The following is a 22998-nucleotide window of genomic DNA, read 5'->3' on the forward strand; positions in this document are numbered from 1 at the left end:
GGTTAGAGGACGTGTTGCTTGCACACGCCCCGGAAATCCGTGAGGCCGCAGCGCGTCGGGCACGTGAAGCCGCAGCGCGCCGCCCTGGCCGGACGAAGGCGCTCCGGTGATCCTCTCTCCGATAGAATGCCCTTGCTGTCACCAGCTTGTGACCACGCCGAAGCTTGCCGACTTGATCGCTGAGCGCGGGATCACGGGACATGCCGCTGCCATTCTCGGCGCGGTCTGGCGCGGCAAGGGCATGTCCATAATGTCCGGGGCAATTTTCGACGCCATGTACTCCGACGATCCCGATGGGGGGCCGTCGCCGACGCGCATGTACGCCGCTTTGAAACGAGGGCTCGCAAGGCTCGAATGCCAACTTGATGGCTCCGGCGTCTCCGTTGTCGAAGCCGGCTATCGCTGCGGATATCGACTTACTCTCTCTGTTGTGAGCTAATCATGGTCAAGGTTCCCGAATACCAGTCTGATATTTCGACGCGCCCGATCTTTCAGCAAGACTTGGACGCCAACGCCACGCCAGAAGCATTCGGGGCGGGCGTCGGTCGCGGCATGCAGTCTGCGGCGCGCGGGCTCGACAATCTCGGAACTGCGGTCGCCCAGGTCAGGGCGCTTGAGGATGAAGCGGCAGTTCGCCGTGCGCGGAACCAATACATCACCGAGGCTGACGGTCTCAAATATGATCCGGATAGCGGGTTTTTGCAAAAGGATGGGCGGGCAGCGATTGACGCTTTCGACACATACAATCACGACATCCGCGACCTGAGGAAAAAGGTCGCTGCGTCTGCCAAGCTCACGCCTGTTCAACAGAACATGTTTGCGAAAACTATCGATCCTCTTGAGCAAGACAGCCGTCGCCAAGGGCTGATGCACAAGGGTGGGGCGCTGAAATCCTACATAGTTGATGACCTGAAAAGTAGCATTCAGACGTTTGGCGATCAGGCGATGAAGAACGCCAACAACCCGTCGATGGTCCAGAAATATATCGCGGCGGGCCAGCTGGAGCTGCGCCGGCAGGGTGAATTGCAGGGCTGGGGCGCAGACACTTTGAAGCTCCAGGAAGCTGATTTCGTGTCTGGCGTTCACAAGAACATCACTCTCAGGATCGCCCAGGATGATCCTGTTGCCGCCGAAAGCTACATGAAGGCGAACGCAAAGCAGATGACCGGCGCGGATCAGTACGCGTTGAGCACGTCGCTTGAAACCGAACTCGTCGCCGAAAAGTCCAAGCGCGAGGCTGAGGCGATCCTGTCGGGCGGTCGCGCCGCCGATGTGCCAGCGGCGTCATCTGCGGATAGAACCGTTCGCGAGACCGGCCCGACGAAGGCGCGCGGGTTTCTTTACGGTCGCTTGACGGGAGGTAAGGGCAAGGGAAGCGTCGACGGCCTGCGGGAGAGCTTCGCAACCAATCTGGCCGCGATGATGCAGGACGCCCCTCCAGGCATCCGTGAGGGCCTGGGCATCTATTCCGGCTATCGCTCGCCAGAGCACCAGGCGGAGCTATATGCATCGGCGGTCAAGCGGTACGGATCGCCCGCTGCGGCTCGCAAATGGGTCGCGCCTCCAGGCCATTCGCAGCACAATGAGGGCAACGCCGTCGATCTGTCTTACAACGGCGTCTCGCTGCGGAACGCGCCGAAAGATGTTGTCGATTGGGTGCATGAGAACGCCGGGAAATACGGTCTCTATTTCCCGATGAAACATGAGCCGTGGCACATCGAGCCGATGGGAACGCGCGGGTCAGCGGAGTTCGCCGGCACGGTCGCACCCAGGAACAACACCGTCGCATCGCGCGCAATCGCACCGTCCTATGACGACATCGAGACGAAGCTTGCCGCAATCTCCGATCCTGACGTGCGAGACGCCACGCGCAAGCGGCTCTATTCGGCGCTGGAGGCCCAAAGCAAGGCAGGAGAAGCCCGGGAGAAGCAAGCCAAGGCCGAACTGTGGAAATATATCGATCAGGGGCAGACGCCCGATCAGGTTCCCATGGAGGTTCGCCAAGCGGCGGGCATGGCGGCGGTATCGTCGGCCTGGGAATACATGAACAAGGCCGCGTCGGGCCGCGCCGTCGATAGCGATGAAGCGCTACTCTATGACATGCGCAAGTATGCCGCGACCAATCCGACCGACTTCGCCGCCATCGATTTGAACGATTATCGCGACCGACTGTCGAAAGAGGCGATCAAGGAACTCACGGGTACACAGACAACGGCGCTAACCGATCAGCGCAAGGCGCGCGAAGACGGGATGACGCTTACGACCGCGTTTTCCCAGGCGCAAAGCCAGCTTGAAGCCGTAGGCATTACAACGACCGGGAAAGAGGATAGCACGCGCGAGGATGCAGCCAAGCGCGTGGCGCAATTTCAGAACGCCCTGGCCGCGCAAATGGAAGAGTTTAAACGCTCAACCCAAAAATCGCCGAACCAGATGGAAATTCAGTCGATGATCAACCGCCTGCTCTTGCCGGTGGTGATCCGCGATCAAACTGAGCGATCGATCTGGAACCCGCTTAGGACGCCATGGTCTTTGAACGCGACGAGTGAGCGGAGCGGCTTTGCGTTCGAGGCGGGTCAGCGCTCGGACAGCGAGACCGTCGATGTCGTGGTGAAGTACGGCGATATCCCGATTGACCTGCGGCGCGGCATTTCAACCGATCTGGAGCGCGAGCTTGGCCGCAAGCCCAGCGAGGAAGAGGTTGTGCAACGCTACGAGGATTTCGTTCTCAATCGCTGAGCGCCTTCACGGCAACGCAGCCAACCTTCCAGAAAATCACACACCGACAGGACTGACCCTTCAATGGATACGATCGCAGACTACAATGCCTGGGAAGCCAAGAGGCAACAGAACGGCGTCGGTGCGGCGCAAGTCGTGCTTGGCTCGGTTAACGAGAAGCCCGACGAAATAGCCGGCGATCTGAACCTCGCAAACGAGTTCGGCAAGGCCACAGGCAACCCGGTTCCGCCGCTGCCAATGGTCCGCGAGTACAGGAACGTCTTTCAGCAAAAGATCGAAGAACAGAAGAACAAGACGATCCTATCATCAAAGCCGCGCCTGACGGAATGGCTGCGCAGCCCCGACAATGCGGCGCTCGCCCGCGACGATCTTCAAAACCTGTCCTGGTTCGAAGGCTTCGGGCGCGGCGCGGCGAACACGCTGTCACGCTCGGGTGATCGTCTTAGCCAGATGGGCAATCAATTCATGTTCGAACAGACGGCCGGCCGCGACCGCGACCGCTCCAAGCCGTTCGGGCAAATCCTCCAGGAAGAGAAAACCAGTTCCGGCTTGAAGGATATGCAGGGCAATCCGCTTGAGACATGGACGGGCGCGGAATACCTCGGCGCGTTTGGGCGCTGGGTAGATGCCCGCTACGCCGACATGATCGGCGCGGATGACAACGCGGCTGCGGTGCAATTCGCGGAAGGCGTGAAAGCCAGCCAAGACAGACTTGCAGCAACGCCAAAATCGGCGACCGCTCAGGCGTTCGAAAAGGCCGCAATGGTCAAGGACGCGACGGCCGGCCAAGCGATTGCCAATTTCGGGACCGCGTTCCTTCAAAACCCTGTCGGCGGTCTGTCGTGGGCTCTGGAGACGGCCGGCGAAAGCGCGCCGCAACTCGCGGCGGCGCTCGTTGCTAGCCGGTTCAACCCGGCGCTTGGCGTGGGCGTTCTCGGTGGCGGCTCCTACGCGACGGAGCGCTACACTGCGCCGGCCGACTTCCTCGCAGAAAAGGGGATCGACCTCGGCAAGCCTGAGGACGTGCAGCGCGTTCTGTCCGATCCGAAGCTTTTGGAGGAAGCGGCAAAGCGCGGCGTCATTCGCGGCGCAATCGTTGGCGCTTTCGATTTGCTGTCCGGTGGTCTCGCCGGCAAGGCCGCGTCTCACAATCCCATTGTCGAAGCGATAGCGCAAAGCGCTCAACAGGCGATCCTCGGCTCTGCCGGTGAGTACGGCGCGCGGGTTGCGGCTGGTCAGCCAGTCGACTGGAACGACATCATTGCGGAAGGTGTCGCAGAAATCGCCACTGCGCCCGTCGATATGGGTGTGGCTGGTCGCGAGTTTGCAGCCAATCGGCGCAAGGCCAAGACCGCTGAGGGAACAGTCTCCCAGGTTGGTGAGATATCCGCCAACGCCCAGGCGTCGGCGGTGCGCGCTCGCACGCCCGACAAGTTCCGCCAGTTTGTTGAGGCCGCGACCGCGAACGGGCCGGTTGAAAATGTCTATGTCCCGGCCGAACAGTTCTCAACGTATTTCCAAAGCCTCGGCGTCGATCCTTACGCCCTGGTCGATGAACTCGACGGCGTGAGCCGTGACGATCTCGACGTTGCGCTTGCGGGCGGCGGCGATCTGCAAATTCCGACTGCCACCTATGCGGCCAAGATCGCCGGCACCGAACACGACGCTTTCCTCATGGAAAACATGCGGTTCGATCCGAATGAGTTCACGGCACTGGAGGCCAAGGAATTCAACGAACGCGCGCAAGACGCGATGGATGAAGCATTCCAAGCCGCTGAGACCGCGCGCCTGGAGGATGAGGGCTCGCGGTCCTCCGAACAGCAAATCTATGACACGATGGTTTCGCGGTTGCGCGAGGCCGGCCGGTCGACCGATGTAGCCACGACTGAGGCCACGCTTTATCCGGCGTTCTATCGCACTATGGCCGAACGCTCGGGGCAGACGGTCGAAGACTTCATGGCCGCTTATCCGCTGCCACAGGTGAGCGGATCGATACCGGAAGGCATGCAGTTCCGCGACGTTGACGCGTTGAACAGGACGCTAGCGGAGGCGCGAGTTCGTCGCTCTGCCGGTCTCGACAAGCGGCAATCGCTGCTTGAGTTCATTTCCGATTACGGCGGCATCAATGACGTAGGCGGGAACTTGAAGGCTCGCGATGCTGCCGTGATCAAGCGCAAGGGCAAGAAGTCGCTCAAGCTGGCGCGCGGCGGCATTGTCGACGGCATGCGCGACATGTTCGGGCAGGCGAGCGGCAAGAAGCACGGCGTTGATGATGTGGCTCAGGCGGCGATTGAGGCCGGCTATCTGGCGAACGATCCGGTGGCGACCGAATACCGCAACGCGGTGAAGGAAGGGCGCGAGGTTCCGAACATCGGTAACGCGTTGCTCGATGCCATCGACCGCGAATTGCGCGGCGAAGCTGACTATGCGGTTCCCTCTGACCCAGCTGCGGCGGATCACTCCGCCCAGCTTGACCAAATCGAGGCGTATCTGTCGAGCCTGGGCGTCGGGTTGGATGATGACGACGCCGCGATCCGTGCTGCCGTTCAAGCCGATCAGGCGGATGAGGGGAAGAAGTACGGCCAATCCGGCGACGTGCGCGGGCCGCGGGGCTCGATCCAGTTCCCAGGCGGCGGCGTCGGTAACGGCGATACGGTTGTTCGCCTGTTCGAAGGCGCGGACCTGTCGACATTCCTGCATGAGAGCGGGCACTACTTCCTGACCGTGCTGCGCGATCTCGCGGGCAAGGGCGAGGCGACGGCATCCGGCGACATGGAAAGCGTCAAAGCATGGTGGGGCGAGAATGCCGACGCCGTGGCGAAAGACGGCATGCGCGTGATGCCTGATGTCACCCTGACCGCTGAGGACGTGAACGCGGCGCTCGCCAATGGAACGACCGGCGATCTGATGAAGGACGCTGCGGTTGATGTCGGCATGCAAGAGCAATGGGCGCGCGGGTTCGAAGCCTATTTGATGGAAGGCAAAGCGCCATCAATCGAGCTTCGCGGCGCATTCGAGAAATTCCGGTCTTGGCTGATCTCGGTCTATCGCCGGCTAGCCGGCCTAAACGTCACTGTGTCGGACGGCATTCGCGAGGTCTTCGACCGCATGGTTGCCTCGGATGATGAGATCGCCAAAGCCAAGGAGCAGGCCGGCGATCACGGGCCGGTCTTCGCCACGGCTGACGAAATGGGCCTGACGCCGGGCGAATTTGCCTCCTTCCTTAAGCTGCGCGATCAGGCGGAGGATGACGCCAAGGCGCGGCTGTTGCGCGAGGCGATGGCTCCGGTAAAGCGAGCGCAAGAGAAGTGGTTCAAGGATGAGCGCGCCAAGGTGCGCGAGGAAGTCGAGCGCCAAGTCAACACCTATCGCTATTATCGCGCATGGGAATGGATGGGCAATCGCCGTTGGTGGGACACCGAAACGAAGCCGGAAGGAATGCCCGATATCCGGCTGTCCAAGGAAATCCTTGTGCAGCGCTATGGTGAGGGCGTCTTGAAGACGCTGCCGCGCGGCATGCAAACCATTTACGCGGTCGAGGGCGGGATTGACCCTGACGACGCTGCCGGATGGTTCGGGTTCGATAGCGGCGATGAGCTTATCCAGGCTCTCGAAAAGGCTCCGCCGCGCAAGGAAGCAATTGAGGCTGAAACGGATAAGACGATGCGCGAGCGGCACGGCGACGTGCTCACTGACGGCTCAGTCGAGGCGGCGGCGCTCGATGCGCTGCACAGCGACAAGCGCGGCCAATGGATCGCGGCGGAACTCAAGGCCGTGGTCGAGGTCGCCGGAACCGGCATTGGCATGACCGCGAAAGAGGCTCGCGCGTCGGCTCGCGCGTCGATTGCCCGCATGCGCGTCCGCGATGCCATAAACTCCAGCCGGTTCCTCGCCGCCGAACGCAAGGCCGCTGATGAAGCTGCCAAGCTCGGCGCAATGCTGTCGCGAGAAAGCCTATGGATGCAGAACGCCCGTCGCCGGATTGCGACCAAGGCGCGCGCCGCCATGCGCGAGGCCGGCACTGTCGAGGCGGTTGCGCCTCAGATTGATCTGGCAAATGCGTCGACGGGGAATTACAACGAAACGGTTGCTCGGCTGATCGAGACCAAGCGCCGCCAACTGATCAATCACGCGCTGTATATGGAAGCGCGCAACGTCGCCGATGAAGTCGAGAAGGCGGAAAACTTCGTTGCCAAGCTCGGCAAGAAATCGACGCGCGAACGGATCGCTGGCGCTGGCCGGCGCGAGAACGCCCAGGTGGACTATCTCGGCGCTATCGATGAAATCCTTGAGCGTTACGACTTCCGCAAGCTGAGTGGGGCCGCTGAGGGGCGGCGCGGGGCGCTGAACGCGTTTGTCGCCGCAATGACGGCTGCGGGCCGGGAGAATGAGCTTGCCATTCCTGAGGCTGTCCTGAGTGACGCGGCGAGGCGTCCCTACAAAACCCTGCCGGTCGAAGAAATGCGCGGCGTGATCGACAGTCTCAAGAACCTGGAGCACATGGCGACACGATGGAACAAGCTGATCGACGCGCAAAAGCAGCGCGAGCTTGAGGCGGTCGTTGCCGATGTCGTCGCGGCCTTTGACGCCAACATGCCGAAGCGCCCGCCCGGTCGCGTCGGAACCAAGGGTGAAGCCTTGCGGCATTCGGTTCGCCAGTTCTTTGACCTGGTGCTGAATGCCGGCACGATCCTGCGCGAGATCGACGGGTTCAAGGACCTGGGCGCGGCCTATCGCAACATCAAGACGCCGATAGATGAGGCGATGGATCGGCTGACAGTGCGCAAGCTGAAAGCGGCGAGCGATCTCGAAAGTCTGTATGCCGTCTATGACAAGGCGGATCGCCGCCGCATGGCCGTCCGCGATCATATCCCCGAACTCGGCTATGCGCTTTCGAAGTGGGAGCGGATCGCCGTTGCGCTCAATCTCGGCAACGCTGGCAACCGGGCGAGGCTCACCGATCCAAAAGTTAGAGGATCCTTGTCTGAGGCTCAAATAGCTGCCGTGATCGCCACGCTCGACGCGAAAGACGCGGCTTTCGTGCAATCGGTGTGGGATTATGTCGGATCGTTCCGTGACGATATCGCCGCTCGCGAGCGCCGCGCCACGGGCGTTGAACCGGATTGGGTCGAGGCAGCGCCGGTCGAGATCGCCGGCAAGACCTTGAAGGGCGGCTATTACCCGCTCAAATACGATCCGCGCTTGTCGTCGCTCGCTCGCGATGATGAGGCGAACAACATCGCCCAGGCGCTCCAGGCCGGCCGGTTTGGCAAAGCGCAGACACGGCAAGGGCACCTCAAGGAGCGCGCGCGATCCTCGGGCCGCGATGTCGAGCTTGATATGTCGGTGCTGCACCGTCACGTCAATCAGGTGATATATGACCTAGAGCTTAGTGAGCCGGTCGCGAACTCCTGGCGCATTCTTCAGAATGGCGAGGTTCGTTCGGCGTTCATGGAAGCCGGAAAGCAGGCAGATTTTGACGCGCTTGAAATCTGGCTAAAGGACGTGGCGGAAGGTGAGTTGAAATCCGCCGATCTGGTCGGCCGCGCGGCCCGCACGCTGAAATCGAATTTCACCGCGGCTAAATTGGCCTTCAATATTTCGACGGTCGCAATGCAGGTGACTGGCCTGTCTCAGTCGATGGTTGTCGTCGGCAAGAAGGATATGGCTATTGGCATCATGCAGGCGGCGAAAAACCCGATCAGCATGGCGCGCGATATCGCGGCCAAGTCGCCGTTCATGGCGTCACGTCAGACCACGTTCAACAAGGATATCTTTGATTTCTATTCCGATCCGAAGACGGGGCCGGTTGCCTCGCGCTGGGGTGAAATCAAAGCTGAGATCGTGGGGACGCTGGCCTTCTGGCTGATGACCAAGGTGCAATGGTATCTCGCCGATGTGCCGACATGGCTGGCCGGCTATCGGCAGGGCTTGCGGCAGAACGGCAATGACGAGGCCAAGGCCGTCGCCCATGCTGATGCCGTAGTGAAGCGCGCCCAGGCGTCGGGCCTGTTTGCCGATCGCTCGGCGGTCGAGCGCGGTTCTGTCTCGCGCACCGCGCGGCAGAATGACGTTGTGCGGCTGTTTACGGCGCTCGGCTCGTACATGTTCGCTAAGTTTAACGTCGCCTATGAGCGCACGGCCAAGGCCAAGCGTTTAATCGGGCAAGACGGATTTTCAGCGCGCTCGGCGCAAGAGGCGCTGTCCTGGACGATGGATATGGCGTTCCTGTTCACGCTTGAGGCTGTGGTGGGCGCGGCGATCCGTGGCCGGCTACCCGACGACGAAGACGACAAGGATGATGAATGGGCGGCGTTCCTCGCCAAGCAAACAGCGTTTTCCGTCATGGGAACGCTGCCGTTCATCCGCGACAGCGTGAGCGCAATGCAGGGCTTTGAGGCGGGAGGAGCATACGGCAGCTTCGTCAAGGACGTGGTGCGCGGCGGCAAGGGCGTAGCTGATATTCTCACGGCCCCATTCCTAGAAGATGGGAAGGTCAATGCGTCTGATCTTAAGGCGGTGATCAACGCGACCTGCCTCGCTACCGGCCTGCCGGCTGTTCAGATCAATCGCTTTGTCGATGCTGCATGGCGACAAGCGGAGGGCAAGGACGTTTCGCCGCTTGAATACCTGCTCGGCCGGATTGGGGGCTAAGTTATCCCTCATCCTTGGCGGGGACGACTTCACGCAGTGGCGAGGTCATGCCCTCCTGTCCCTCCTGCGCACTCCAGCGCCTCCGCCGTTCTCCGGTATGAATGCAACCCCGCCAACCTCAAGGGCCGTCTGAACAGCATTCACCGTAGCGATTACACTTCGCTCGGTGCCTCGCGTTTCCATAAGCTTAATTGTCGGCGCGGACACTCCAGACTTTTCCGCGAGGTCGTCACGGGTCCAGTCGAGCAGCGCTCTGGCGGCGCGCATCTGTTCTGCATTGATCATTCTCGCATTCCCCTCGCGGTGTCTAAAAAAGATAATAGATTATCCGAAATGGCTTGACAACTGGTTTTGCATCATTGACCATAAGGGACAACGGAATATCTATAAAGGATACCGTTGACTGAACCAAAACGGAAGGACGGGCATCATGGACCGCAACGGCATTGTCTTCGAAGGCGAAATGAGTTTCCTCGGCATCCTGCTGCATCAGGCTATGACCTATTCCAAGGCGAAGATCGACGCGCTGCCCGACGACATCAGCGTTGATGAGGAGTTCACGGCGATCGACGCCGCAAGCGCGCCGGCCTTAGCCATTGCGGAAACAATCTCATCTCTGCCGGCACAGAGCGAAACGGAAATCCGGATAAAGGCCACAGCTGCCGCTTGGATCGACGGAACCTATTGGGTCAATGCTGATCCTGGCGCGTTGAACTGAAATCCCCTTTTGGGAAAGGGATAACGGGCGTTGCGATCGCAACGCCCGTTGTTGCTTTTATTGCAACTCTTGCGGATGCGGCCGAAAGCAAGGCAAAAGCTCTACCGGGCAGGGGCGAAACCTACTGGAGCGAGGCTTTTGATATGAACACCGCTTTCCTTCTGATGGCGCAATACAATGGCGCAGCGGTCATCCCTATCCACGCTGTTTGCCGAGACTATTTTCAGCACCTCACGCCGCAGATGCTCGCTCGCAAAACGACAGAGGGAGAGATCGATTTGCCCGTGGTTAGGATCGAGAGCAGCCAGAAGGCGGCAAAGGGCGTCTATCTCCTGGACCTTGCTGCCTGGATCGATAAGCGGAGGGCGGCAGCACAGAAGGAGTGCGACCAGTTGCAAGGACGGCGATGAGCGATGCGAATTTTCAGGGCTCTGGCCTGAGCTACTCCCTGCCATTCTCCAGGCAATACCCATCCGACCATCGACCGGCGTTCCAGTCCGCCATCATACGCGAACGTACGCAGTCGTTTATTCGATGAATATTCGACGCACGGTTACCCGAGGTAGCTAAGCAATTGAAATCCTTGGTACGCCCAAGGGGAATCGAACCCCTGTTCCCGCCGTGAGAGGGCGGTGTCCTGACCGCTAGACGATGGGCGCGTTCAAGAACCGGCGATATAGGCTGACGGCTGGCAAAAAGCAACTAGGCTTAAGGCTGCCGATCGCGCCGGTGAAGTATCCGCTGCAAGCCTAGCGTTTTGGCTCGATCAGGTCCCAGAGATTTCCATAGAGATCTGCGAAAACCGCCACAGTGCCATAGGTCTCGTGCCGGGGCGCCTCACGGAACTCAACGCCCTTTTCGAGCATCAGCGCATAGTCGCGGGCAAAATCGTCGGTTTCGAGGAACAGAAAGACCCGGCCGCCGGTCTGGTTGCCGATGGCGTGCCTTTGCGCATCGCCGGATGCCTCGGCGAGAAGCAGCCGCGCACCCTGTCCGTTGCACGGCGTGATCGTGACCCAGCGTTTGCCGCCGCCGAGATCGACATCTTCGGCGAGCACAAAACCCAGCCGGTCGACATACCACGAGATCGCCTCGTCATAATTTGCGACGACAAGCGCGACCGTGGCAATGCTGCGGTATTCGGCAAAACCGGTCATTTGTTCCTGATCGAAAAATGGCCAACGATGCGGCGCTCGGTGATGTCATAGACGAAGATGGCGCGGCTGCCGTCGGGCAGCTCTGCGTCGATCGACAGGTGATTGCCGGACAGCGATTGGCTGATCACCCTGGCGCCGACCGGCAGCACGATGTCGCCGTTGACCGTCTCGCCGATCGGCACCTGGATGTCGCTGCTTAGCGGAGGGGCGGCAGGCGGCGCGTTGCGCGCTTTGTAGACAAGTGCCGCGATCACCACCATAAGGGCGAGGAACAGCAGGCCGAGATTGATGGCGACGAAGCGGACGAGCTTCCTCCGCACCTTTTCGACCTCGGGGTCGAGCGGCTTTTCCTCGTCTTCGTCGGCAAGCGGCCGGGCCATGGCAGCAGATTCCGGAACTGTTTTCGATGAGCGCTCATAACGAAGTGGTCAGACAATTAATAGGGGCCGGACCGATCGTCCTGGAGGCGGGCGCTGATGCGGCCGGCCAGCGGCTCGACCAATGGCTGGCGGCCAGGCTCGGCCCCGACATGTCGCGCAGCCGGGTACAGATGCTGATAAAGCAGGGCGCCGTCAGGATCGGCGGCAAGCCAGCCAGCGAAACGAAGCGCAAGATGGCGCAAGGTGACAGCGTGTCGGTTGATATGCCGGAGCCGGAACCGGCGGCGCCGCAAGGCGAAGATATTGCGCTGGACGTCCTCTACGAGGACAGCGAGCTGATCGTCATCAACAAGCCGGCCGGGCTGGTCGTTCATCCCGGCGCCGGCAACTGGACCGGCACGCTGGTCAACGCGCTGATCCATCATTGCGGCGACAGCCTGTCTGGCATCGGCGGGGTGAGACGGCCGGGCATCGTCCATCGCCTCGACAAGGAGACCAGCGGCGTCATGGTCGTCGCCAAGACCGATCGCGCCCACAAGGCGTTGTCGGAGGCCTTTGCCGACCACGGCCTGACCGGCGATCTCGAGCGGGCCTATCTGGCGTTGGTCTGGGGCATACCGGCAAGGCCGACCGGGACCGTCGACGCGCCGCTCGGCCGCGCCGCCGACCGGGTACGCCGCGCCGTGGTGCCGCAAGGCCGCGACGATGCCCGCCACGCCGTCACGCATTTCACCGTCGTTGAGCGCTTTGGCGAGCAGCAGCAGGAATTCGCCATGGCGAGCCTGGTCGAATGCCGGCTGGAAACCGGTCGCACTCACCAGATACGCGTCCACATGGCCCATATCGGCCATCCGGTGATTGGCGACCCCGAATACGGTCAGGCTTTCCGCACCAAGGCCAATCGGTTGCCCGAGCCGCTAAGAAGCAAGGTAAAGGCGTTTCCGCGACAAGCTTTGCACGCCCGCCTCCTTGCATTTCGCCATCCCGATACCCATCTAACGATGAGGTTCGAAGCACCGATACCGTGGGACATGGAGGAACTCGTCGACGGCTTCCGCAAGCTCTGAACCAGCCACCTGAAAACCTGACCGGCGTTGTTCACTTCAACGTGACACACTGTTTCGTGTTGAACAAATGCCTGTCTTTCTGGTTTTGTTCCTATATATGTCGGTTGGCGCGAATGTGCCTTTGGCATTCGCGCCACATGCCCGCCGCGTTTCGGGGGCATCACTCCAATAGAGAGGGGGCGCTATCATGGCCCAGTCATTACCCAGTATCGTTTCCGGCGAAGGCGGTCTCAGCCGCTACCTGGAAGAAATCCGCCGCTTTCCGATGCTTCAGCCGCAGGAAGAGTACATGCTCGCCAAGCGCTACGCCGAGCATGAGGACACGACGGCTGCGCACAAGCTCGTCACCAGCCACCTTCGGCTCGTCGCCAAGATCGCCATGGGCTATCGCGGTTACGGCCTGCCGATCGGCGAGGTGATCTCGGAAGGCAATGTCGGCCTGATGCAGGCCGTCAAGAAATTCGAACCGGAGCGCGGCTTCCGTCTCGCCACCTATGCGATGTGGTGGATCAAGGCCTCGATCCAGGAATACATCCTGCGCTCGTGGAGCCTGGTCAAGATGGGCACCACCGCCAACCAGAAGCGCCTGTTCTTCAACCTGCGCAAGGTGAAGGGCAAGATCCAGGCGCTCGATGAAGGCGATTTGAAGCCGGACCAGATCACCGAGATTGCCACCCGGCTGAACGTCTCGGAAGCGGAAGTCGTGTCGATGAACCGCCGCCTGTCGGGCGACGCCTCGCTCAATGCGCCCATCCGGGCCAGTGAAGGCGAGTCCGGCGAATGGCAGGACTGGCTGGTCGACGACCACGAAAGCCAGGAAGAGATGCTGATCGAGCAGGACGAGCTGGAAAACCGGCGCGGCATGCTGTCGGGCGCTCTTGCCGTGCTCAACGACCGCGAACGCCGCATCTTCGAGGCGCGCCGCCTCGCCGATGAGCCGTTGACGCTTGAAGAGCTGTCGGCCGAGTTCGATATCAGCCGCGAGCGCGTGCGCCAGATCGAGGTGCGCGCCTTCGAGAAGGTGCAGGACGCGGTCAAGGCCGCAGCCAAGCGCCAGACGCAGGCGCTGCGCACCATCGAGGCGCAGCCGGCGGCGTAAGGCCTTCCGGTAGAAACAAATAACGGCGGCGTCAGGTAACTGGCGCCGCCGTTTTTTTCTAAAGCGCGTCGCGTTCGGGCCGGCCTTGTGCGGCGCGCTTTAGATTCTTGTTTTTATGCATGTCGTTATCGCAAAACCGCTGCACACTTTTGCACGACATGCATTAGCGGGTTGCCGGTTCCGCGGCGCCTTCGCGGATGTCCGATCCGTCGCCCTAACTGCTCAGTAGCCTTGCCAGGCGTCCCCAGACGATCTCATTGATAGCGGCATTGTCGCAATTTTCCCCAAGCCCTGAAAACCGCAAGGCTGCAAGCTGTGGCGGCAATGTTGCGGCGCCGACCGCGGCATTCCACAACCCGGCGCTTGCGGCAGGCGGGCGCGACAACGGTCCGTCGGGCAGTTGAGTTCGTCTATTGGAAACGAAAGGCAGTGTGATGATGACGATTTCTCCGTTTCTGGCCGCCCTCGGATCCGACGGTCCGCCAGCCGATCGAGCGAAAGACATGGCCCTGTATGGATGGCTAATTGGAAGCTGGGAGATGGACTCGGTCCACTACCTCGACGACGGCACAATCCAGAAATGGGATGGCGAATGCCATTTTGGCTGGGTGCTCGAAGGCCGCGCGATTCAGGACGTTTGGATCAGGCCCAAGCGCCCTGCTCCGTCCGCGATGTATGGCACAACCTTGCGCATCTTCGACCCTGGGATCGATGGCTGGCATATCATATGGAACGACCCGCTCAACCGGGATCACTCGCGCCAGATCGGGCGGGCCGAGGGTAAGGACATTGTCCAGCTCGGCAATGACTCGCGCGGTCTGCAAACTCGATGGCGTTTCACCGAGATCACTGCCACCAGCTTCCATTGGATCGGCGAGGAAAGATCTTCCGAGAGCGATCCTTGGCAAATCATGTATGAACATTTAGCCCGCCGAACAAAACCCTGACGCTCGACTGGCTGGCGTCTGCGCTGCTCCTCATCCGGCTGCCGCCACCGTCGTCCCGCATAGACCTATCGGATTCAAACATCGCAAAAATCGAATCAGGATCAATAGCTTGGATGACCATCGCAGAACGATGAGGGCGGCGCCGAGTCTGAATGGCATTGTAGTGCCAGCGACCCATCCTCTCACAGGCAATCGAGCGGAAACTTCAGATAGCGCTGCCCGTTGGATTCCGGTTCCGGCAGGCGTCCGCCATTCATATTGACCTGCAGCGCGTGCAGGATCAGCCGCGGCATCGGCAACGTCCTGTCGCGGGCTTGGCGGAGCGCGACGAAGTCGGCTTCCGTCTTGCAGCCGGCAACATGGATGTTGCCGGCTTTCTGCTCCGCGACCGTGCTTTCCCACCGCGCTTCGCGACCGCCCGGCTGGTAGTCGTGACCGACGAACAGACGTGTCTCGTCCGGCAGCGCCAGGATGTCCTCGATCGAACGCCAGAGCCGCTCGGCACTGCCGCCCGGAAAGTCTGTCCTTGCGGTGCCGCTGTCCGGCATGAACAGCGTGTCGTGGATGAAGGCGGCGTCGCCAATGACGTAAGTGATCGAGGCCAGTGTGTGGCCCGGCGAGAACAGCACTCTTGCCGCAATGCCGCCGACCGAAAAAGTTGCGCCGTTGGCGAACAGCCTGTCCCATTGCGAACCGTCGGCGGGGAATTCCGGCCAGTTGTAGATCACCTTCCACAATTTCTGGACGTTGATGACCTTCTCGCCGATTGCCGTCGGCGCTCCGGTTCTCCCCCTCAGATAATGGGCGGCGGAGAAATGATCCGCATGCGGATGCGTGTCGAGGATCCACTCGACCTCCAGCCCGCTTTCCCTGACGAAGTCGAGCAGGGCGTCGGCGTTTTTCGTTGCCGTTGCACCGGACCTTTCGTCGAAGTCGAGCACCGGATCGATGATAGCGCATTTGCGGGTCGCCATGTCGGCGACCACATACTGGACGGACCCGCTCGGCTTGTCATAGAAGCCGGTGACCTGCGACCTGGCCGATAATGCGTCCAATCCAGCCTCCTTCGCCCCTCACCACGGCAGGAAGGATTTTCTCTGCCACGGCAAATTAAAGGCATGGTTGTCCGTCAACCAGGCATCGTCAAGCACCCCATGCTCACACGGCCAGGAAAACCGAAAACTCTCTGTGCCGCCTCTGCCTGCTCAGGCGGAAGGCTGCTTGGTTTTCCTGAGATATGGCAGGATCGTCTCATAGGCGCCGAAGCGCTTGATGGCATCCTCATTCGAGACGGCAGCGGTGATGATGACGTCCTCGCCCTGCTTCCAGTTCGCCGGCGTCGCCACCTGGTGCTTGGCGGTCAGCTGCATGGAATCGATGGCGCGCAGGATTTCGTCGAAGTTGCGGCCCGTCGTCATCGGGTAGGTGAGAACCAGCTTGATCTTCTTGTCGGGCCCGATGACGTAAACCGAACGCACCGTGGCATTGTCGGCGGGCGTGCGGCCTTCCGAGCTCTCGCCGGCACCCGCCGGCAGCATCTCGTAAAGCTTGGCGACCTTGAGATCCTTGTCGCCGATCAGCGGGTAGTTCACCGAATGACCGGTCGCGGTCTTGATGTCGTTCTGCCACTTTTCATGGCTTTGGACGGGATCGACCGAGATGCCGATGATCTTGACGTTGCGCTTCCTGAACTCGCCTTCGAGCCCGGCCATTGTGCCGAGTTCGGTCGTGCAAACCGGCGTAAAGTTCTTCGGATGGCTGAACAATACCGCCCAGCCGTCGCCGATCCATTCATGGAAGCTGATCGGTCCTTGCGTGGTCTCAGCGGTGAAGTCCGGTGCGATATCGTTGATGCGAAGGCTCATGACGTGTCCCTTACCCTGTGCGTGCAGATCGCAGCCGGCGTTGCCCGGCGCTGCTTTTGCCTTTCTATCACTCCGGCGTCATCCTTCAAACGCCTGTTGCGCCGGCATCAAGGCCGGCGGCGAAATATTTTCATTGCTTCTCGGCAAATGCAGCAGGAATTTTCGCTGCGCTGGTTCAGGCCTTGTTCACTGCCAGCGTCGTCGCCAGGTCTTCCATGCGCTGGGCCAGTGCGCCGAGCGCCCCGGTCAGCACGGAATCGTTCTTGTCGGCCTTGGTCAGTGCGTCGTCGCGCGTCTTGCGCAGCGTCAGCACTTCGCTTTCCATGCCCTTGACCCGCTTCTGCAGTTCCGAAAGCTCGTCCATGACCATGATGCCGGCCATCACGGTCAGCCGCTGGTCGCCGATCTCGCCAAAAGAATCCTTCAGATGCGAGACATAGCGGTCGAAGCGCTCGGCAAGATCGATCAGATGCTCTTCCTGGCCCTCGTCGCAGGCCATCCGATACTGCTTGCCGTCGATGGAAACCGTGACTTGTGCCATTGGCCTACCTGTCCAGTACCGCGCGGATGGTTTCCATAGCTGTCACCAGCCTTCGCGACACTTCCTTGTTGGCATCTTCCAGCCGTTCGGCGCGGGCCTCGGAATTGTCGAGCTCCTGCGCCAGCCGCGAGCGGTCGGCGTTCATCCGCTGCACTTCGGCCTCGGCTTCCGAATAGTCCCGCTCATGCTCAAGCTTGGCCGCGACGGCGTTTTCCAGCCCTTCGATGGCCTTACCCAGCCTGGCAATGACTTCCTTGAGGGTCGTTTCCCCGGTCATGGCTTTCGTCCTGCGCCCTGCCCATCACCGAATCATCCACGTTCAGAACGCGTTATCCCTGAAACATTACGCGTCGTGTGAACCGCACGTCAATAAAGCTGTCGCGACTGTCCCCTGCTAACGCTAATGTAAGTCGCGCACGGCCATCACAAGACCGGCAAAAGCACACCGATTTGTTGACTAAAAGGCCGCGCCTGCTATGTGTCGCGCACCCTTTTCAAGGGCTTTCCCAAGGCCCAAACCCCCATTTTGGAGGAAGCATGACCTCGCGCGAACAACATGACCGGATGGCCAATGCGATCCGTTTTCTCGCCATGGACGCCGTCGAGAAGGCAAATTCCGGCCACCCCGGACTGCCCATGGGCTGCGCCGACATCGCCACGGTGCTGTTCACCCGCTTTCTCAAATACGATCCGAAAAACCCGCATTGGCCGGACCGCGACCGCTTTATCCTGTCGGCCGGCCACGGATCGATGCTGCTTTACTCGCTGCTCTATCTGACCGGCTACGAAGACATCACCATCGACCAGATCAAGCAGTTCCGCCAATTGGGGTCGAGGACGGCGGGCCACCCGGAATACGGCCATGCCGCGGGCATTGAGACGACGACCGGCCCACTCGGCCAGGGCCTTGCCAATTCGGTCGGCTTCGCGCTCGGCGAGCGCATCATGAATGCCGCTTTCGGCAAAGATCTCGTCGACCACTACACCTATGTGCTGGCCGGCGACGGCTGCCTGATGGAAGGCGTATCCCAGGAAGCCATCGCGCTTGCCGGGCATCTGAAACTGAACAAGCTGATCGTCTTCTGGGACAACAACAACATCTCGATCGATGGCCCGGTGTCGCTCGCCGATAACACCGATCAGGTCGCCCGCTTCCAGGCGTCCGGCTGGAATGCCAGCCATATCGACGGCCAGGACCCGGAAGCGATCGCCTATGCCATCGAAGCGGCCCGCCACTCCGACAAGCCGACGATGATCGCCTGCAAGACGACCATCGGCTTCGGCGCGCCGACCAAGGCCGGCACCAACAAGGCGCATGGCTCGCCGCTCGGCGCCGAGGAAATCGCTGGCGCCAGAAAATTCTTCGGCTGGGATTATCCGCCCTTCGAGGTTCCGGCCGATATCCTCGACGCATGGCGTACCGCCGGGCGGACAGGCGTCAAGGCGCGCACTGACTGGGAAAGCCGCCTTGCCAAGGCTGATGCCAAATTGCGCAGCGAGTTCGAACGCCGCATCAGTGGCACGCTGCCGGCCAACTTCGACGCCGTCATTGGCGATTACAAGAAGAAGCTCGCCGCCGACAAGCCGAAGGTCGCCACCCGTAAGTCATCGGAAATGGCGCTGGAGGTCATCAACGGCGCCGTGCCCGAAACCATCGGCGGCTCGGCCGATTTGACCGGCTCCAACAACACCAAGACCAGCCAGACCAAGAACATCACCGCCGACGATTACGGCCAGCGCTACGTTCATTACGGCGTTCGCGAGCACGGCATGGCGGCCGCGCTCAACGGGCTGACATTGCATGGCGGCATTATCGCCTATGGCGGCACTTTCATGTGCTTTTCCGACTATGCCCGTCCGGCGATGCGGCTTGCTTCGCTGATGGGCATCCGCTCGATCTTCGTCATGACCCATGATTCCATCGGCCTTGGCGAAGACGGCCCGACCCATCAGCCGGTCGAGCATCTGGCAGCACTTCGCGCCATTCCGAACCACAATGTCTTCCGCCCCGCCGATGCGGTGGAAACCGCGGAATGCTGGCAGTTGGCCATTGAGTCGGAAAAGACGCCTTCGACATTGGCGCTGACCCGGCAGAACCTGCCGACGGTACGCAACGACTTCGTTGCGGAAAACCTCTCCAGCCGCGGCGCCTATGAACTTGCCGCCGCCAGTGGCGAGGCGGCGGTGACGATCTTCGCGTCGGGCTCCGAGGTCGAGATCGCGCTGGCCGCCCGCGAGGCCTTGGAAAAGCACGGCCACGCGACCCGCGTCGTCTCGGTGCCGTGTTTCGAATTGTTCGACAAGCAGAGCGCCGACTATCGCAGCAGGACGATCGGCAATGCGCCGCTCAAGATTGCCATCGAAGCCGGCATCCGTCAGGGCTGGGATCACTTCATCGGCACCGACGGCATCTTTGTCGGCATGACCGGCTTCGGCGCCTCCGGCACCATCGAACAGCTCTACCCGCATTTCGGCATCACAGCCGAGGCAACGGTGAAGGCGGCGGAAGCCCGTCTGCATGGCAAATGAAAGTGAGCCCCGCCCGGCAAAGGCTGGCATAGCGGTTTTGCCGGGCGGTGGAACACTAATCGATTTAAATCCACGCCTCGGCGGCTGGATTCTTTGCCCGTCCGCCGTTATGAAGCTGCGGACTTGATCTTCGGCCTCCAACTCCCAGGGAGAGAACAATGACCGTCAGAGTTGCCATCAACGGATTCGGCCGCATCGGCCGCAACATCCTGCGCGCCATCCATGAATCCGGCCGCAAGGACATCGACGTCGTCGCCGTCAACGACCTCGGTCCTGTCGAGACCAACGCGCATCTCTTGCGCTACGACAGCGTGCATGGCCGCTTCCCGCATGAAGTGACGGTCTCCGGCGACCAGATCACCGTCGGCAAGGAAAAATTCAAGGTCACCGCGATCAAGGATCCGACGCAGCTGCCGTGGAAGGAACTCGGCATCGACATCGCGCTCGAATGCACCGGCATCTTCACCGCGCGCGACAAGGCCGCCGCGCACCTGACTGCCGGCGCCAAGCGCGTCGTCGTCTCGGCGCCGGCCGAGGGCGCCGACCTCACTGTCGTCTATGGCATCAACCACGACAAGCTGACCAAGGACCACATCGTCATCTCCAACGCGTCCTGCACCACCAACTGCCTGGCGCCGCTGGCGGCCGTGCTGCACGACGCCGTCGGCATCGAAAAGGGCATGATGACTACGATCCACTCCTACACCGGCGACCAGCCGACGCTGGACACCATGCACAAGGATCTCTACCGCGCCCGTGCCGCGGCCCTGTCGCAGATCCCGACCTCGACCGGTGCGGCCAAGGCGATCGGGCTGGTGCTGCCCGACCTCAAGGGCAAGCTCGACGGCATCTCGATCCGCGTGCCGACCCCCAACGTGTCGGTCGTCGACTTCAAATTCATCGCCAAGCGTTCGACCACCGTGCAGGAAATCAACGAGGCGGTGATCGCCGCTTCCAACGGCAAGCTGAAGGGCATTCTCGGCGTCACTCACCATCCGAATGTCTCGATCGACTTCAACCACGATCCGCGTTCCTCGGTCATGGCGCTCGACCAAACCAAGGTCATGGATGGCAACTTCGTTTCGGTCCTGTCCTGGTACGACAATGAATGGGGCTTCTCCAACCGCATGGGCGACACAGCGGTCGCCTTCGGCAAGACCATCGCCTGATCTTCCCCATCGCGACCTGAAACGCCCGGCTTCGTCCGGGCGTTTTTGTTGGAGCAGGACCGCCCCACGCTTTGGTCGGCGCGATTGCGCTCCGGGCGTCAAAACCTGCGAAAATCAGCGGCATAGACCAAAAAGCCACCCTCCCGCCTTGCACTGGTCACGTCTTCGCCTCACTCTCCCGCAATTCGAGAGGGACACGAATGTGAGGGGCAAATTCGGATGGAGCATGCGATCTATCTCGTAACGCTGGTCGGCACCGCGCTCGTCGTTGCCGCCGCGTTTTCGAGCCTGATCGCCTTCCGCTTCGGCGCCCCTCTCCTGCTGCTGTTTTTGTGCATCGGCCTCGCCACCGGAACCGACGGCCTCGGCATCGAGTTCGACAATGCGCGGCTGGCTTATTTTGCCGGCTCATTGGCGCTGGCCGTCATCCTGTTCGATTCCGGTTTCGGCACGCCGCTCAACGCCTTGCGGCAGGCGGCAGCACCGGCGCTGTCGCTGGCAACCTTCGGCGTGTTGCTGACCACCGGCCTGTTCGGTGCCGCCGCCCACTATTTTCTCGATCTCACCTGGCTGGAATCCTTCCTGCTGGGTGCTGCCGTCGCCTCGACCGACGCGGCAGCGGTCTTCTTCCTGCTGCGCGCCGGCGAGATCAATCTGCGCGAGCGTGTGCGCTCCACGCTCGAAGTGGAGTCCGGCACCAATGATCCGATCGCCATCTTCCTGACCATCACCCTGGTCGAGATCATCGCGGCTCACGCCAACCCTGAAGCCAAGATGCTGGTTACCGACCTTTTCCTCGGCTTCCTCATCAGTATGGGGCTTGGCGCCGTTGTCGGCGTGCTCGGCGGCCTCGCCATCGTGCGCCTCGTCGACCGGCTCAATCTCGATCACGGCCTGCTGCCGATCTTCGTGCTGACCTTGTCGCTGATGGTGTTCGCCGCCGCCGGCGCCATTGGCGGCTCCGGCTTCCTGGCGGTCTATCTCGCCGGCCTGGTTGCCGGCAATTCCGACATCCGCGCCGTCACCATCCTCAAGCGCTTTCAGGACGGCATGTCGTGGCTGGCGCAGATCATCATGTTCCTGATCCTCGGCCTGTTCGCCACGCCGTCACAATTTCCGGCGCTCCTGGTGCCGGCGGTGCTGCTCGGCCTGTTCCTGATCTTCGTCGCGCGGCCGATCGCCGTCTGGCTCTGCCTGATCCCGTTTCGCCTGCCGCGCCCCGAGATCGCCTTCATCTCCTGGGTCGGCCTGCGCGGCGCCGTGTCGATCCTGCTCGCCATCACCCCGATGCTCGGCGGCCTGGAGAACGGCCGCTTCATCTTCAACATCGCCTTCATCGTCGTGCTGGTCTCGCTGGTCGTGCAGGGATGGACCGTCGGCCCGCTGGCGCGCCGCCTCGGCCTGATCGTGCCGGCCCGCCTCGGGCCGCTGGACAAGGTCGAACTCGAACTGCCGGGTTCCGCCCATCACGAGCTGCTTGCCTACCGCGTGGCGCCCGGCAGCCCGGTGGCGCGCGGCGAGCGCATTCCGCGCTGGGCGCGGCCCTCGCTGGTGCTGCGCGACGGACGCTCGATGCGCTTCCAGGACATGGGCAGGCTGACCGCCGGCGACCATGTCTACATCTTCGTGCCGGACCGCTATCCGCGCCTGCTCGACAAGCTGTTCGCTAGCCGTGCCGTGGTCGATCCCGAGGACGCTGATTTCTTCGGCGCCTTCGCCGTCGATCCGTCACGCCCCGCCGAGGAACTGGAGACCGCCTACGCGCCGGGCCTGACCGAAGCGGAACGCAAGCTCAGCATTGGCGACCTGGTCACTACCCGGCTCGGCGGCCACGCCGAATACGCCGACCGCGTGCTGCTCGGTCCGATCGAGCTGATCGTCCGCGACGTCGACGACAAGGGCAGGATCACCGGCCTTGGCCTGTCCTTTGAGCCGACCGCGCCGGTGGCGCGCGTTCCGGTGTTTCTCAGCGCCGGCGAAATCCGCGACCGCATCGCCGCCTTCATCCGCAACCGGCGCAAGCCGGCCGAGGCGCGGGCGGTCGAGGCGGCGGCCGAGATGGAACCGGTTCCGCAGCCCGTGGTGGAAAAGACAACTGGCGAAGGCTGACCGCTGTCCACCCGAGCCGCGGAACCC

18 protein-coding genes and 1 tRNA gene are annotated in these 22998 nt (G+C 61.7%); 11 read left to right on the forward strand and 8 right to left on the reverse strand.

The genetic code is table 11. The features are described 5' to 3' along the window. Positions 1–148 precede the first annotated feature (148 nt). The 3 genes from NKH60_RS18725 (at position 149) to NKH60_RS18735 (ending at position 9390) form a co-directional block, all read left to right on the forward strand. Entirely contained in the window at positions 149–439 is a 291-nt protein-coding gene (locus NKH60_RS18725) for a hypothetical protein (protein ID WP_352872906.1), read from the forward strand. 2 nt (positions 440–441) lie between these two features. Continuing rightward, positions 442–2736 carry a D-alanyl-D-alanine carboxypeptidase family protein gene (locus NKH60_RS18730; protein WP_352872908.1) on the forward strand — a complete coding sequence of 765 codons (2295 nt, stop codon included), beginning with the start codon at positions 442–444 and terminating at the stop codon, positions 2734–2736. Between the two features lie 63 nt (positions 2737–2799). Further along, positions 2800–9390: an LPD22 domain-containing protein gene (locus NKH60_RS18735; protein ID WP_352872910.1), complete on the forward strand. Its 6591-nt coding sequence runs from the start codon at positions 2800–2802 to the stop codon at positions 9388–9390. Between the two features lie 45 nt (positions 9391–9435). Here the strand turns inward: NKH60_RS18735 and NKH60_RS18740 are convergent, their stop codons facing one another. Next, positions 9436–9675 (reverse strand): helix-turn-helix domain-containing protein, encoded by a 240-nt coding sequence (locus tag NKH60_RS18740; RefSeq protein ID WP_023720462.1) that lies wholly within the window; start codon positions 9673–9675, stop codon positions 9436–9438. Between the two features lie 145 nt (positions 9676–9820). Here NKH60_RS18740 and NKH60_RS18745 point away from each other — a divergent pair, with 145 nt between their 5' ends. After that, the gene (locus NKH60_RS18745) at positions 9821–10108 is read left to right on the forward strand and encodes a hypothetical protein (RefSeq protein ID WP_352872912.1); all 288 of its coding nucleotides are present in this window, start codon (positions 9821–9823) and stop codon (positions 10106–10108) included. A 143-nt stretch (positions 10109–10251) separates the two neighbouring features. Continuing rightward, entirely contained in the window at positions 10252–10518 is a 267-nt protein-coding gene (locus tag NKH60_RS18750) for a pyocin activator PrtN family protein (protein WP_352872914.1), read from the forward strand. A gap of 174 nt (positions 10519–10692) precedes the next feature. On the opposite strand, the gene NKH60_RS18755 is transcribed toward NKH60_RS18750, so the two are convergent. From NKH60_RS18755 to NKH60_RS18765, 3 genes are all read right to left on the reverse strand, one after another. Next, positions 10693–10767, reverse strand: a tRNA-Glu gene (locus tag NKH60_RS18755). Positions 10768–10857: 90 nt separating this feature from the next. Continuing rightward, positions 10858–11265, reverse strand: a complete 408-nt coding sequence (locus NKH60_RS18760; protein ID WP_352817759.1) for a VOC family protein — start codon at positions 11263–11265, stop codon at positions 10858–10860. After that, entirely contained in the window at positions 11262–11645 is a 384-nt protein-coding gene (locus NKH60_RS18765) for a fimbrial protein (RefSeq protein WP_352540246.1), read from the reverse strand. Before NKH60_RS18765 ends, NKH60_RS18760 begins: the two co-directional genes overlap by 4 nt. Positions 11646–11671: 26 nt before the next feature. Here NKH60_RS18765 and NKH60_RS18770 point away from each other — a divergent pair, with 26 nt between their 5' ends. The 3 genes from NKH60_RS18770 (at position 11672) to NKH60_RS18780 (ending at position 14758) form a co-directional block, all read left to right on the forward strand. Continuing rightward, complete coding sequence (locus NKH60_RS18770) at positions 11672–12712, forward strand: RluA family pseudouridine synthase (protein ID WP_352540247.1); 1041 nt, start codon at positions 11672–11674, stop codon at positions 12710–12712. Between the two features lie 187 nt (positions 12713–12899). Then, the gene (rpoH, locus tag NKH60_RS18775; RefSeq protein ID WP_023678514.1) at positions 12900–13811 is read left to right on the forward strand and encodes an RNA polymerase sigma factor RpoH; all 912 of its coding nucleotides are present in this window, start codon (positions 12900–12902) and stop codon (positions 13809–13811) included. 413 nt (positions 13812–14224) lie between these two features. Then, positions 14225–14758: a hypothetical protein gene (locus tag NKH60_RS18780; protein ID WP_352831394.1), complete on the forward strand. Its 534-nt coding sequence runs from the start codon at positions 14225–14227 to the stop codon at positions 14756–14758. Positions 14759–14940: 182 nt separating this feature from the next. Here NKH60_RS18780 and NKH60_RS18785 read toward each other — a convergent pair whose 3' ends face one another. The 4 genes from NKH60_RS18785 to NKH60_RS18800 form a co-directional block, all read right to left on the reverse strand. Next, the gene (locus tag NKH60_RS18785) at positions 14941–15813 is read right to left on the reverse strand and encodes an MBL fold metallo-hydrolase (RefSeq protein WP_352831393.1); all 873 of its coding nucleotides are present in this window, start codon (positions 15811–15813) and stop codon (positions 14941–14943) included. Between the two features lie 150 nt (positions 15814–15963). Continuing rightward, positions 15964–16623 (reverse strand): peroxiredoxin, encoded by a 660-nt coding sequence (locus NKH60_RS18790; protein WP_023678511.1) that lies wholly within the window; start codon positions 16621–16623, stop codon positions 15964–15966. Between the two features lie 175 nt (positions 16624–16798). Then, positions 16799–17164, reverse strand: coding sequence for a cell division protein ZapA (locus NKH60_RS18795; protein WP_254816554.1), 366 nt, complete (start codon positions 17162–17164; stop codon positions 16799–16801). Between the two features lie 4 nt (positions 17165–17168). Further along, positions 17169–17441: a DUF4164 domain-containing protein gene (locus NKH60_RS18800; RefSeq protein ID WP_006200774.1), complete on the reverse strand. Its 273-nt coding sequence runs from the start codon at positions 17439–17441 to the stop codon at positions 17169–17171. Between the two features lie 260 nt (positions 17442–17701). On the opposite strand from NKH60_RS18800, the gene tkt reads away from it, so the two are divergent. The 3 genes from tkt (at position 17702) to NKH60_RS18815 (ending at position 22971) form a co-directional block, all read left to right on the forward strand. Further along, on the forward strand, positions 17702–19693 hold the full coding sequence (gene tkt, locus NKH60_RS18805; protein ID WP_352613495.1) for a transketolase: 1992 nt from the start codon (positions 17702–17704) through the stop codon (positions 19691–19693). 158 nt (positions 19694–19851) lie between these two features. After that, positions 19852–20862, forward strand: coding sequence for a type I glyceraldehyde-3-phosphate dehydrogenase (gene gap, locus NKH60_RS18810; RefSeq protein WP_352831391.1), 1011 nt, complete (start codon positions 19852–19854; stop codon positions 20860–20862). A 219-nt stretch (positions 20863–21081) separates the two neighbouring features. Then, positions 21082–22971, forward strand: a complete 1890-nt coding sequence (locus NKH60_RS18815) for a potassium/proton antiporter (protein ID WP_352831389.1) — start codon at positions 21082–21084, stop codon at positions 22969–22971. Positions 22972–22998: the final 27 nt, after the last annotated feature.

Source organism: Mesorhizobium sp. M1006 (assembly GCF_040318825.1).
GTDB lineage: Bacteria > Pseudomonadota > Alphaproteobacteria > Rhizobiales > Rhizobiaceae > Mesorhizobium.